This window comes from Spiroplasma apis B31 (genome assembly GCF_000500935.1).
GTDB classification, from domain to species: Bacteria; Bacillota_I; Bacilli_A; order Mycoplasmatales; family Mycoplasmataceae; genus Spiroplasma_A; species Spiroplasma_A apis.
This window is the reverse complement of record NC_022998.1, coordinates 251,957-266,110: the sequence shown is the minus strand read 5'-3', so window position 1 is coordinate 266,110 and position 14,154 is coordinate 251,957. Positions and strand designations below refer to the sequence as shown.

The 14,154-nt window shown below is 28.6% G+C and carries 11 protein-coding genes; 10 read left to right on the top strand and 1 reads right to left on the bottom strand.

Annotated features, from left to right (window positions below; genetic code table 4):
• Position 1 precedes the first annotated feature (1 nt).
• The 10 genes from SAPIS_RS01160 (at position 2) to SAPIS_RS05160 (ending at position 12,308) form a co-directional block, all read left to right on the top strand.
• The gene (locus SAPIS_RS01160) at positions 2-1,033 is read left to right on the top strand and encodes a hypothetical protein (RefSeq protein ID WP_023788999.1); all 1,032 of its coding nucleotides are present in this window, start codon (positions 2-4) and stop codon (positions 1,031-1,033) included.
• Complete coding sequence (locus SAPIS_RS01155; RefSeq protein WP_023788998.1) at positions 1,033-2,670, top strand: hypothetical protein; 1,638 nt, start codon at positions 1,033-1,035, stop codon at positions 2,668-2,670. The genes SAPIS_RS01160 and SAPIS_RS01155 overlap by 1 nt, the downstream gene beginning before the upstream one ends.
• A complete protein-coding gene (locus SAPIS_RS01150) occupies positions 2,663-4,324 on the top strand; it encodes a hypothetical protein (RefSeq protein ID WP_023788997.1) in 1,662 nt (553 codons plus the stop codon). The genes SAPIS_RS01155 and SAPIS_RS01150 overlap by 8 nt, the downstream gene beginning before the upstream one ends.
• Positions 4,317-4,850: a hypothetical protein gene (locus tag SAPIS_RS01145; protein WP_023788996.1), complete on the top strand. Its 534-nt coding sequence runs from the start codon at positions 4,317-4,319 to the stop codon at positions 4,848-4,850. Before SAPIS_RS01150 ends, SAPIS_RS01145 begins: the two co-directional genes overlap by 8 nt.
• Before the next feature lie 27 nt (positions 4,851-4,877).
• Positions 4,878-5,309 (top strand): hypothetical protein, encoded by a 432-nt coding sequence (locus SAPIS_RS01140; protein WP_023788995.1) that lies wholly within the window; start codon positions 4,878-4,880, stop codon positions 5,307-5,309.
• A 118-nt stretch (positions 5,310-5,427) separates the two neighbouring features.
• Positions 5,428-6,780, top strand: coding sequence for a hypothetical protein (locus tag SAPIS_RS01135; RefSeq protein ID WP_023788994.1), 1,353 nt, complete (start codon positions 5,428-5,430; stop codon positions 6,778-6,780).
• Entirely contained in the window at positions 6,773-8,779 is a 2,007-nt protein-coding gene (locus tag SAPIS_RS01130) for a hypothetical protein (protein WP_023788993.1), read from the top strand. The genes SAPIS_RS01135 and SAPIS_RS01130 overlap by 8 nt, the downstream gene beginning before the upstream one ends.
• A gap of 19 nt (positions 8,780-8,798) precedes the next feature.
• Complete coding sequence (locus tag SAPIS_RS01125) at positions 8,799-9,152, top strand: hypothetical protein (protein ID WP_023788992.1); 354 nt, start codon at positions 8,799-8,801, stop codon at positions 9,150-9,152.
• Positions 9,153-9,470: 318 nt separating this feature from the next.
• Positions 9,471-11,141 (top strand): hypothetical protein, encoded by a 1,671-nt coding sequence (locus SAPIS_RS01120; protein ID WP_023788991.1) that lies wholly within the window; start codon positions 9,471-9,473, stop codon positions 11,139-11,141.
• Between the two features lie 45 nt (positions 11,142-11,186).
• On the top strand, positions 11,187-12,308 hold the full coding sequence (locus SAPIS_RS05160) for an IS3 family transposase (RefSeq protein WP_023788990.1): 1,122 nt from the start codon (positions 11,187-11,189) through the stop codon (positions 12,306-12,308).
• A 38-nt stretch (positions 12,309-12,346) separates the two neighbouring features.
• Here SAPIS_RS05160 and SAPIS_RS01110 read toward each other — a convergent pair whose 3' ends face one another.
• Entirely contained in the window at positions 12,347-14,149 is a 1,803-nt protein-coding gene (locus tag SAPIS_RS01110) for a PTS transporter subunit EIIC (RefSeq protein WP_023788989.1), read from the bottom strand.
• Positions 14,150-14,154: the final 5 nt, after the last annotated feature.

The following is a 14,154-nucleotide window of genomic DNA, read 5'->3' as shown; positions in this document are numbered from 1 at the left end:
AATGGAAGCATTAAAAGTTATACAACAAATATATAAAAATAATTGAAGACACGAAAACGCATTGGGAGGTTCTGAACTAGCTATTTTATTTCCAAATGAATTAACACAAGATGAAGTTGGCTTTAAAAGTAAAGTCTCATTCCCTATTATGACTTCCCCAAAACTACAAACAGGATGATCGCAAGAAAACGGTTTTGTCGAAAATGATGCTACAGAAAAAGAGGCTGAGGTTGAGCTAACAGAAGCATTTACTTCTTATACAAAGATAGCAAAAATTAATTCTGCTGCAGAAGCTTGGGCGGAAAATAAAATAACTGTTTTAGAAGCAATTGAGGCAGAAACTTACGATGAATTTGTATTAAATAAAATTTGTAATGGAATAGTGAATAAATATTCATCTCCAGTGAAAATCACAAAAGATAATTTGGTTATAGAATTTAAAAAACTTGAAAAAGAAGCTAAAAAATTAAAATTTAAGTTGAAAAATTGTATAATTCTTATCTCTCCATCTGTGGTTGCAACAATTGTAAATAGTAATATTTCTACTTCAGTCAGTACTATTGAAAATACAAATATCACTATTAGAAAATTATTTAATAAATATACAACAGTGGAAGCTGATATTGACGACATGGGATACCAAATTGTGGCTTTGTTGCCTTCTGCCTTCGCTTGAGCAAGCGGAGTTGAAACACCTCTTCAGGCAGGTCAATATGTACAAGGGCCATATTTAGGACAAATATTCACAGCTGTAAATAAATTCTATGGAGCAAAAGTTATTATGCCTCAACATATTATAGGTTATGAAGAACCTAAGTTACCAACAAAAACATCTACAAGTGGTGAATATGTATCACCAACCTTAGATCAATTCAAACAAAAAACTATTGAAGATTTACGTGAAAAATGAATACAAAATTCTAAATTTGAACCTGAATTCAAAAAAACTAGTAACCTTATTGCTAACGCAAAAACAACTGAGGAAGTAATTGAAATTGCAAAAAATTTTGAAAAAATAATGCAAAAAGAATAATGCCTAATATAATACAACCCAACCAAGTTGTTACTTACAAAAAAAAGATAACCTTAAGAAAACCTGAAAATACAAAGAATAGTTTTTGAGAAGAATTTTTTAAAACTCTTTCAATTCAAGTTTTTGCAGCAATTCTTGGGACACTAACTGCTGGTATAGGAACTGCAATAATTGCCCCTCTTGGATTTAGTCAATTAGGAATAGCAACTTCATCATTTTTAATTCAATCAACCATCAACTTTGGAATAACCGAGGCATTCGATATAATGTATGGAAATGTAACTACTGAAAGCACTTTGCTTAATTTATTATTTTCAGTTTCTGATATTGGACAATTTGGTCGTGCTTTAAAATATGACAAATTATTAAAGTTAACCAATCAAGCTAAAATTTATGAAAAAATTGGTATTAACTCAAGACTCAAGAACTTTTATCAATTAAAACAGAGTGTCATGTATAAAGACATTCTTGTTGGTAAAACTAAGTTTGCTTTCAAAAAAGAAGTAACTGATATTGAAATATTAAATTTGATATCAAATTTGGTTCAACCTCAAACTAAAAAAGCCTTAAAAAACTTAAGTTTGAAAGAAATGAATTTGTATCTTGACATGCAAAAAACTTTACACAGAATTAATCCCAAATTAGTAAATTATGTTTCTAAAAAAGAAATTACAAATTTTGATTTTATGTTAAAGAAATACAAGAACATTTCTATTAATGATTTTTTTAAAATGAATGATCTTGAGGCTTCTAAGTTTGTAGTTGATTTAGCTCAAACTTCCTTTGGTTATCAAAAAATTTTAAAAATGAATAATGCTAGAATTCAGTCTAAATTTCAAGAAACATTCTTTAACATATTTAAAAGTTATAAAAAAATAATTAAAGTTAAAATTGATAAAATTAATCCTTTAAAATTAATTAACAAAATTGTAAAAAAAATTTTTGAACCTATTAATCAAACTATTGCCACAATAAAAAAACATACCTCAAATATTTTCGTTAAGTGAAATAAACTAGGACAAAACTTGATCAAAAAATTAAATCTGATTCCTTGCCATATAGATTCATTCTTATTAGGTTTTAAATTTGAACCATCATCAATTTCGGGAGAAGGTTTTTGTACTATATACAAAAAACCTTATATTTCGGTCAAAACTGGTAAAATAAGCAATTACAACTTTGTTAGAGTTTGAACTAATCTATTTGAAATTGAACAATTTGCAACTTTATCTACTGGCGACGAACAATCAATTTGATATAACGAAAATTGAGCTCTTGGCTATGGTTTTAGTCAAAAAAAAATCAGTATTTTAAAACTAATATCACCAAGTCTTGCAAAAAGTATAGATAAAGTTAAAAAAAATTATAACAAGACTCTAGCATTGACAAAACTAGTTTCAATAAGTACTTTGAAAAGTTCTCCAAACCTTTTTAAAACAAAATATGACCAAGCGATTAGAAAAAATATTGATAGATCTATTTCAAAAACAATAGGAGTTATTCCAGGTGCAAAGATTTTTACATCATCAATAATCAAATGAATCAAAGGCAAAAAAGTTAATAATCAAGATATTTATCATCCAATTAATAAAAAAGTTGTAAAGCGCATTAGAAGGGTTCGTATATTTTATGTTTAATTTATGAGAAATTACAAGCTATGAAGATTATTTAACTTGACCTTCTGTAGCAAACAAATTTACTTATTTAACAAATTATCAAAAAAGCTTGGGTTATATATCACCAAAAGATTTTTTTGATAAGAATGCCTTTCAGGCGCAATCGCTTGCTAATGATAGAATTGGGTCTGCTATTGGAAGATTATTTTTAACAAAAGATTTACCCCCAAAAGTTCAACTAGAATTAAAAAATTTTACTTATCGAGCAATGGATCACTTACGCCTAAATGATACACACGTGAGTCAAACAGATAGACAATCATCAACTAGCTATAATAATGGAAGAACCGATTCTACTCAGTTACCCGGATATTCGAATATAGAAAGTGTACTTGGCGCTCCTGCATGAAGGGCTTGAAATAACTCTAAAATTGAAAAAATATATATAAGTTACGTTAAAGATGCTGACCCAGATTATTTACTTGACCCTAATATGTTTTTTAATAAAGACCAAATAAATGAGTTCTTTACTGAAATCGATAAAAAAATTGAATATGAACATGAATACACTAATTTTAAAACTACAAGTCTTAAACTTGAATTAGATAACTTAAGTAATAATAAAGCAAATCGAAAAGATCATAAATTATTAGTACAAGAACTAGATGAAAATGCTAATCCTATTGATTCTCCCAAAGAACTTGGTTACTTTGATGAAATTCTTATTCTTAGTCATAAGTCCGATTCTATAATAGTTGATACTCAAAATAATAAAAAACGAGCCATAGTAAATTTAAATGAATCTCTTGGAGAAATTACAGGTGCTCAAATTTTTCAAACACCAAGTGAGACAGACCATAAAAATGCAATCGGTAGAATTTGGGCTTATGGACAAGAGAATACTATTAATAAATTAAAAGACAAAGACAAAGAAATAAATGAACGGATAAATAAACTTTTTGTAAAAGGTGAGTTGATAAAAAGTGTTCAGATGTTAAGAAAAGAACTGAAACAAGGGTGAATTAAAAATCAAGAATATTCTCACGACACAAATCTTTTTTCTCAAGAATATGGAACAAATAAAATAAACAATCTACGTTTTCTTAGAGAAGACCTTTTAACAGAAAACCTTTCGATCCTTACAAATCAGCATACTATTGGTTTCAAAACAGCGGGAATTTGAAAAAAAGTTGAAAATTGAGATGGATTTTTTGATACTAATTATATTAGTGGATACAATGGATATTTGTTTGAATGAATAATGGGTGCTGCTAAATTTGGATTAACTATTGAAGATATTAAAAAGACTAAATATAAAAGATTCAAAAATAATATTTTTATAGACGGTAATAAAGATAACGAAACCTTTTTTGAAGTACCTTTTTCTGTATGAGAATATGTTGGAATTGATGAGAACGGTAATACTAATAAGTATTCAATTAACTTCTCTATGCCTTTTTTTGAAAAACAAAATCAGGAAAAACAGCAAAGAATCGCTCGTGAAGCAAAACTTACTTCACTAGTAACTAAAGCAGAATTAGAACCTATAAAAAAAGATTTACAAATTATTAAGCCAACTGTTGAAGAACTTCATGCAAAAGAACAACATAGAATTAAAACCTTAGGGATTGATCCAAATAATAAATATTGGAAAGATGGTGATAAAGATGAGTAATTCAATTCAAAAACCTGAGTTTAAATGGTATTTTGGATTACCTTTTTCAAAAGTTTGAAATAAAGGTGCTAAAGATTATTATAAAGATAGAGAACTTTATGATTTATCTAATATGAAAGAATCCGAAAAAATAAGGCATAAACAAGCAAAAACTATTTATGATACTGACACATTTATTTATTTTATTTTAACAACTTTATGAACCTTGCTACCCCCTTTAATAACCCTTCCAAGTTGATTATCTTGAATGAATTTAGGAATGACTTCATTTGGATGATCTAATTGAGGTAATCAAATTGCTTTAACTCTTGTTCCGGCAACTATTTCAACTTTTATTCACAAATTGCCAAAATTAATGCCAAGTAAAAAAGTAAAGATTATAATTGATGTATTGTTAAAAATATTGCCAGTAATGATATTAATCCTTTGTGGTTATTTAATAATAACAGAAAAAAATTATAAACAATTCAAATATATAGAAAGACAAAATTTATTAAAAAAAATAATAGGACAAGATACTACATAGTGCCTTGTTCCAGAAAGGAAAAAAAATATGTTAAAATTTTTGCTAAAAAATCCCAAAAGAATAACTAGAAATTTATTAATTGTATTTTTAGGTTATTTATTAGTACTCGCTGCTTTTGGTTTAGTCGCTTATTTTTTAAGAGAAAAATTAGTATCCATACCATTGTATATAACTGTTATTGTGACTGGTTCTGGTTCGCTGACCTTAACATTTCTAGTAGTTGCAATATTATCTGCATTTGCTAATAGACGTGATGCTGAGTTAAGAAGGCGATATCAAAATGAAGTTAACTCATTAGATACTTCTAAGATTGCTAAAGCAAACGGAATAATTAACACTGATACACTAAACACTGTGAGAGACACTAAATCAATCAAAAAAGAATTAGTTGACTTACAAATTGAACTATATCATGCGCAAGAGCGTGATAAAAATTTAAAACTAGCTAAGAAGTTTTAATAAAATGACCAGTATAAAAAAACTGGTTTTTTTTAGATTTTAATAACAAGTTTAAAACTCTAAAGAAACTAAAAATTTGTATGTAAAAGTTACAAAAACATTTAGATAGGAGAAAAAAATGCCAAAAAATATACAAGAAGAATTGCTTGAACGTTATAATAATGCAATATATTCGAATGAGAATATTAAAGCTTCTTTAAATAAAAATAAACAAGAAAATGTTAATGGACTGTTTGAAATGATTTATGGAAGACAACACTCAAATGTAGCTATAGAAAAAACAAGAGTTTTTAATGAATTCTTTGCTGATCTTTTCGATTTAACAAATATAAAATGAATTATTAGAGGACCTACAAATAAAGGAAATAAGTTACTTGAAGATATATTTAAAAAATACTTACGTGAGGCAAATTTGCCTGGTTTAGGATGAGTGACAAAATTTAGATCAGGTATTCATGGAAGATATGCACTTGTAGTTGTAAAACAAGTTACAAGAAAAATATTTAATAATATGGCTGAAACTAGACCTATTTTGATACCTGCCAGAGTATCTTATAAAAATACAATAAATAACAATATTTTTGAGATTGAGGTACTTTATGATGATTATCCCTTAACAGTAGGAAAAGAGTCTTTCATCCTCAAGAAAAAATATAAGTTAAATGAAAATCAAGTTTCAGTAGATACTAGTTTATTAGATTTTAATAAAAATAAAAATATTGATACTTCATTAATGGATGCTAATATTCAAAGGCATTTGGAGGAAAATAATGAAAAAAACCTTACTTTTAACTTTGTACCTGTATCTGTTTTAAAAAACGATTTTGATGAAATACCAAGAATGAATAAGGTGAAAGAAAGATTAGCGATGCTAAATACTTATGACGAAGTAACCGCAACCTTACCTCTGTGAGAGAAAGGTGCTGTTTTAAAAAATAGTCAATCAAAAGGACCTGATGCTGAGATTGAAAATTATAAATTTATGAAAAATCTTTTATTTAATGGATTAGTGGAATCATCAGGAATTGATTTTGACGGAATCCCTCAATCGATAACTGATCAAATCACTACTTTCAATCCTACTTCAACTATGCAAACTATAAGAAACACAAGAAATGATATTTTTTCTGAAATTAAATCAGATATTGGTATTCCTAATATTGATGAAATTAAATCAGCACAGAAGACTCAAGCTGAATTAATGGTACGTCAATTTTTAACAAGCCCAATAATTGAGCGCGAAAAAATATTTATGAGAGAATTTTTAGTAGATTTGGCACATAAATTTTTAAGAATTTTAGAAACATGTAATATAAAAGAAGTATTTCCAAAGTTAAATTTGGACGATTATGAAATTGATGTTGAAATTGATGTTAATACAGAAAAAAATTATAATAATTTACTAGCAAATGCTTTAAGTAACGGGACTTCAAATAGTACTGATAAAGAAGGAGAAGTGAAAAATGATTAATAAATATAATGACGAAAACGACTTTATAGAATCATATACTGTAAAACGACAAAAACGAGATAATTTAGATTATAATGATGATTTATTTTATAGTGAAGATCAAGTTAAAACAGCTTGGATATACCCACTCACAACCCTGACAGGACAAAAAATAAGTTCTGGATTAAATATATCAAGCGAGAAGATTACTTTAATGTGTACGACCCCAAAAAAGGGCAAAAAAATTAAAATATACTTGTCTGAGGAAATGGACTTTGACTTAATAGAGGTAATCGACCCAAATTCACCAAGTGCTAAATTGTTAAAAAATCAAGATAGTTTAATATTTAAAACTAAAGATTTCCCAGATATAAATTTTGATGAATTATATATGTTAACATTTTTTGAAATTGAAGATGATATGAATTTAGAAAAAGAAAAATTTTACATTTCCAAAACAATTACACCCTCAATTGATGGTGGAGCAGAATGTACATTTGATTCAAAAATAGAATTTACAAATAGTTATAAATCTGTAGGAATAAAAGTTTTTGTTCATGAGCCGATTAAGGACAAAATTAAAGGAATAAATGTTATAAGTCCTGCTGGTGCTTTAATTGGAAATATTAAACCTATTAATGATGATGGTAAATTTCCTGACCTTTTACCCAAAGAAGGTACTGAGGTATACCCAAAACTTATGTTTCCGTTCCAAGTACAACCGACTTTAAATTTAATTAATTATTGAGCTAGTAATCAAATAATTCCAATTAATGATATTTTTAATTTTTTAAAGTCTAAAGGACTTAAATATAATCAAGAATTTAGTCTTGGAGATTTCTTAAAGTTAGGAGAAAACACAGGTACAACAACTATAAGATTTGATAATGTTGAAAAAATTACTTATAAAGCAAAAGGAACTAAGGAGATAGAAAAAAAAGATGGAACAGGTCGTGTTGAAATAGTTGATATGGATGATTTGATTACTATAAAACCAAATGAGAATCAAATTTATGGTTACTTCAGATATGGTGTAGGAACAAATAATAGTGGTACAGTTATTTTGCATCGAAACGTCCAACAAATCTACGATGTAAATATATATGATTCAAGTTCAAATTTAAAAACAACAGGATTTGAAGTTTTGTGTAAAATGGTAACTGAAAGCTTTTGAAAAGATTACGAATTTCAAGGAGCAACTATAATAGATAAAGATACAGGTGAGTTAAAAATTGATGATAAGCAAATTTACCAACTTATGGAGAAATATGCTCAGCAAGATAGATATGCGGTTACTACCAATAATTGACTTGCTTGAAAACGTATTAATAATTCTAAGTATGTGTTAAAAAATCAACATATAATTAAAAGAATTGAATCTGCTATGGCGATGTTGTCAGGAGCCTTTAAATCAAACTTTTGTATAAATAAAGGTGATAACGATGATTATAAAATTTTACTTCCTTATTACTTTGAACTACAAAACAGTATTGATAACCCAAAAGGTTTTGTTTCTTACACAGATTTGAGAGTTAAATTAAAATCGAATTATTTCAAATTTACTGATGATGATTTTGAACCTTTTGTAGAAAGTGTTTCGAATAATAAAATTTATAAACTTGATATAAATCATTATGTTTTTCCTGAAATGACAAAAAATACCGAAACAGCTTCTATACCTTCTTCTATGCCTATTGACCAACAATTAGCAAATGGAGAATATTCAAAATATCAAGTTAAACAATTTAATAAAGAAATTTCAAAAATTAATATGATTAAAAATGATTATGGATCTTCAAACTTAAATTATAATCCGTTGAATTTATCTTATATTGAAAATAACGGAGAATTTGAATTTAACAAACCACAAAAAATAAATGAAATCATTTTATCAAGTTTTTATGGTGCAGGAATTTGGCAATTATCCTTAATTGATATCAGTGATAAAGAACATGTTTTAGAATTAAATCTTTTTGACAAAAATGACTCTTTAAATAACTTTACAAATTTGATATTATAACTCTAACGGGGGTCAAATTATGAAAGGTCTTAAATTAACGTTTGGATTATTATCAACAATACCAACAATATTAATATCAACAAATGTCATTTCATGTGGAAAGGATAAAAATATGGTACAAGTTTTTTGTTTAGATAATAGAACTGGTAAACCTTGAACAAATTATGAAAGAGCAGGTATTACAACTTTAGACAAAACTAAGGTGAAAAAATACACTTTGCAAGAATTACGCGCAGAGGGATTGTGTAAGATAACTTTTTACTTTGATGATGGATCATTTGACAACACACAAAACAAATGATGAGAAGGTTATAAATATCAATATATTAGTTATTTTAAAAATTTATTAAATTTAGATTATATCGAAGAATAGCTTTGGCTGTTCTTTTTTTTGATTATTCTTAAAAAAAATGCCGGCGGGCCGCGAATAGTTATGAGAAATTCGTTTGAAAAAAAGAATCCTTGACTCCCATTTAAAATAGTGAGAGAATGTAAATGATACCTTTAGTACCGCGTGTCATCGTGGTACGGGAGTATCCTTGTAATTATAGAGTACTCTCGTATTTTTAGAATGTGCCGCAATGATTTTTTTTCCAAACTCATTTTGAGTAACGTGAGCGGCCCGAAATTTTTAAAACAAAGACTATTTTAAGTCTTTTTTTTTCTCCCATTTTATGCTAACAATTAAGGTATGAAAAAAGAAAATATAGACTTAAAATTTGACACAGATAACTGCAATTTTTCTGTAGACATATATAAAAAGGTAATGTTGGAGGTGTATGGAACATACGTCACAAACACTACATTTTTCCTTGCTCTTTCGGGAGCGAAAGGATTTGGAAAAACATTTTTTATTTGCTTGGTTGCATGATTTAATATATGTAATTTTACTGACTATAACGTGCAATTAGCGCGTTATACATTCACATCCGCAAAAACAACTTATTCAGCAATGATGATTCGTGTAGCTACGTTTTTACAAAAATACGGTGTAACAATTATGGACAAAATAGAATCAAAGGAGATCAAATTTTATAATTCAGATAATCGTTGTGAATTTGTATTTCCAAATAAACGTAAGGTTTGAGTAATTGGCTTTGACAATACTTCAAAATGGGAAGGTGTTGCAGCTGCAATCGGTGAATGAGGAATGTTCGCTCTTGATGAGGTAATACCCTTAAAAGAAAAAATACTGGATGAAGAAGATTATATCTATCAATTAAATAATATTTTAATTCAGATAATAAGGGGCCAAGATTTGACTACCTCTTTTGATAATATCGAAGAGCTAAGATATGAGGATTTTCAAGTTTTCAAAAAAAGAATGGTTATATTTGGTTTTAACAACCATCAAACAGATCACCCAATTTATCAACTATATGTGCAAGCAGTGTTGCCCCTAACAGATGAAAGGAAGAAGGAACTTAAAGTTAATGGTTACTCTACAGGAATCTATAAAGATTTTTATGGTGTAGGAGCAACCGTTATTCGAGGTACTACTAAATTAAATCAAGCAAATTTAAATAATGATTTACTAGTTTTTGCCGAAGGATTAAAAAAAACAAACCCTGAGCAATATGAAACATTGTTCAACGGCAATGAAAATGAAATGCAAATAGATCATTATTCATATCGAAAAGACTTATATGCTAATACTCAAACTTTTGATCTACAAGAATTTTATTTTGAGAATGAGAAACGTTTTTGATTTGACAGAATTACCATTGGATGTGATTATGCTGATGGTGGTCAAATAAGTGATGATACTGCACTTGTTATGTTAGGATTTGAACTAAATAAAGATGAGAGTGTAAAAGCAATATATATACTTGAAGAAGAATCAATTAATTCAAGACGCTTTAAAAAAAGCAATGTCGATAAAGTTAAATATATTGCCAAAACAATAGATTTTTGATGCAAAAAATATATGCATAATTTAAAAGAACCATTCGAGAAATCAATAAAATTTAAAATAGGACAAGACTCAAGAACAACTAGAGATTTTATTTCTAAATTTTTAGAAGAAGAATATAATTATGATCCAGTAGTTTTAAGTAACGGAATGAGAATTTTTAAGTCAACAGGTCATTATGGATGACCAATTGTTGATAGGCATTATGTTATCAAACGTCTACTTTCAGAAAACAAATTATTTTTTAGCAATAAATTAACAGTTACTAAAGAAATTAGAGGCGAAACTATCATCTTTAAAAAGTACGGGCATTTATATAATGAACTTGAAAAATGTATCAATCACCCTGATAAAAAAATACGCGATGAAAGACCAAAGGCCAATAATTTAGATGTAATAAATGCATTTGAACATGCACTATCGTTCTATCGATACAGGCTCTTTAAATAAATGTTAATATTGTATTAACGAAAGACTTATTGAGGAGATATGAAAATGGCGAAACTAGGTCAAAAATTTTTGAAATACTCTAATGAATATCGTGACAAAATTATAAAAAATTCTTTTGAAATTGGTATAGAAAACACAGCTAAAAACTTTGGGGTTTCAACAAACACAATAAAGACATGAAGAAGAAAGTTGAAACTTGAAGGTTCTGCGAACTCAAAAAAGAGAGGCAGAAGAATACAAATAATTGACTGAAAAAACATTGCAGAATTAACCAAATACACACTAGAAAATTACGGTAATTTTACCAGATACTCAAATGCTAAAAAAGCATTAATAGCAATGACACTAATCGAAAAAGGTACAACACAATCTTTAGCATTGGAGGTTCTTGGATTAAAAAGAACTACATTTTTGTATCAAATAAAAAAATCAAAAAGAGAAAAATTAGATCAAGTAGCATTCAAAGAAATTAAAAAAATTTTTGAAAAGCATAGATCACAATTTGGATATCGTCGAATAGAAACAGAACTCAAAAAGATGGGAATTAGATTTAATCACAAACGTATACAACGCTTAATGAAAAAGTATAATTTACGCGCCAAATGAGTTAGAAATGCTTTCAATAAAAGAGTAAGAAAAGTAGGCAAACTATCACCATACCCAGATTTGATTAAACGTCGTTTTAAACAAATTGATAAGCCTTTAACAGTTTTATATACTGATGTTACATATTTGGTTCATGGAAAATCAAAAGCATACCAGTCAACAATAATTGATGCTGCCACAAAAGAAATTATTGATTATAAAATTAGCTTTGCAAATAATAACAAATTAGTAATGAGTAATCTACGAGACGCAATCGCTAAAATTAAGAAAATAAAAAGTCCGAGTGGAATTATAATCCACTCGGACCACGGTCACCAGTACACAAGCTATGAATTTAAAGAAGTTTGTGAAGCTGATAATTTAATTATATCACAAGGTCGTGCATATACATGTGCAGACAATATTGTAATTGAATCATTTCACTCCCTCCTTAAAAAAGGAACTATTCATAATAATAGTTACTCCAATTTGAATGAATATATAGAAGATTTAAAAGATTGAAATGCTTGATACAATTGGTATAAAAATTCACAATTTAAATTAAGTTACAAAAATTGATAATTTTTTATATAATAATATTAAATTACTGGAGTTTTTATTTAACTGTCAAATTTATGGGTTCACTCTATACCAAGTTGTTTTTTAATAGAATTAGCAACATGTTCAACATCTGGACCAATTACAATTTGAGCACCCTCTGCACCCAATCTTTTTGTTCCAAAGGCTCCTGCTAATTTGACCATTTTATCATCTATTAATGAATTATCTTTCAAAATAAGTCTTAGTCTTGTTGCACAATTATCGATACTTACAAAGTTATCTTCACCAACAGCTTTTATAATTTTTGCTGCCATCAAATCATATTTGTTAGTAATATTAGAATTATTAGATAATTCTTTGTCAAGTAAGTCGTTAGAATTGATTGAGGCATCATCTTTTATTTCTCGTCCAGGTGTTGCCAAATTCATTTTAGTTATTGTTATATAGAAAACTAAATAATATGCTAAACCAGCACCAACTGATAATACCAAGATTCATAAGGGATTGCTCAACACTAGACTATCGTGATATTTTGCAATACCTCAAGATTGTGCAAAAGAGATCAAATAATCTATGAAACCAGCACTAAATCCGAATCCTATTTGTATATGCATTCCAGTAGTTATTGCAACAAACACACCTGTCATTAAAGCATGTAATAACAATAATAATGGTGATATAAATACGAATGAGAACTCAAGTGGTTCAGTTATTCCTGATAAAAAGGAAACTGCTGCTACCCCACCAAGAAATCCTGCCACTTCTTTTCTATTTTCTTTTCTTGAAGACATTATCATGGCTAAAGCAGCACAAGGCATTCCACCCATCATAATTGGGAAGAAACCAGACTGGAATAATCCTGAATTTGACATTCCGTTGGCAAATGCATTAATATCTCCGTTTACAAAAGTAGGATCTCCTATCACATTTCCATTGATTGGACCTACTTTAAAGTCACCAACAGGTAGTTGGAACCAGAAGAAAGTATTTAGTATTTGGTGTAAACCAAAAGGTAGTAATAAACGATTTAATACTCCATAAATTGCAGTTCCAGGTACAGCAACAATTGGATTATTAGGATTAGCTACCAACCCACCAAATGACACTAAACCATATTGTATTCAAGGTCAAATGATTGAAAATAATAATGCAACTGGTATAGCAGCAACTAATGCAACCATCGGTACAAATCTACGACCTCCAAAAAATGATAAAGCTGTGGGTAGTTTAATATCTTTAAACTTGTTGTAGAAAAATGCAGACATACAACCAGAAACAATACCTCCTAATACACCTATATCAAGAATGTATTTACCCCCACTTATATTTTCAACCGATGCCTCAGTACCTTCTTTGTACAAAGGAACATAAAATAATCTTGACCACATGTCTCCTTTATTGTCCTCGAAAGTAAATACGCCTTTATAAAACATCTCAGGCAAAGTATGCTCAGCTGTTAATGCAGCCAGTGACATATAAAAGATTAATGCCACTAGAGCAACTTCTCCACGATGATCTTTAGCTAATCCAAATGCAGTTCCGATTGCAAATAGAAGAGGCAAATTCTCAAATGGTACCGCACCTGGTTTTTGTATTAGTGTTGATATTCAATATCCCACTTTATTTGTGATTAATACACTACCATTATCTAATATCTCAGATGTGTATTGTAAACCCAATGCACCAAAACGATTTAATATTGCCGCAAATGGTAGAACTGCAATTGGGAATTGCAATGCTTTACCGAGTTCTTGCAACATTGTTAAAAAGTTGTTCCACGACCCCGAACCACCTGACGAACTTTTTGTTTTCTTTGCAAGTCTTTTTTCTTTTTTGCTCGCAAATATTTGTTGTTCAGCCATATAGC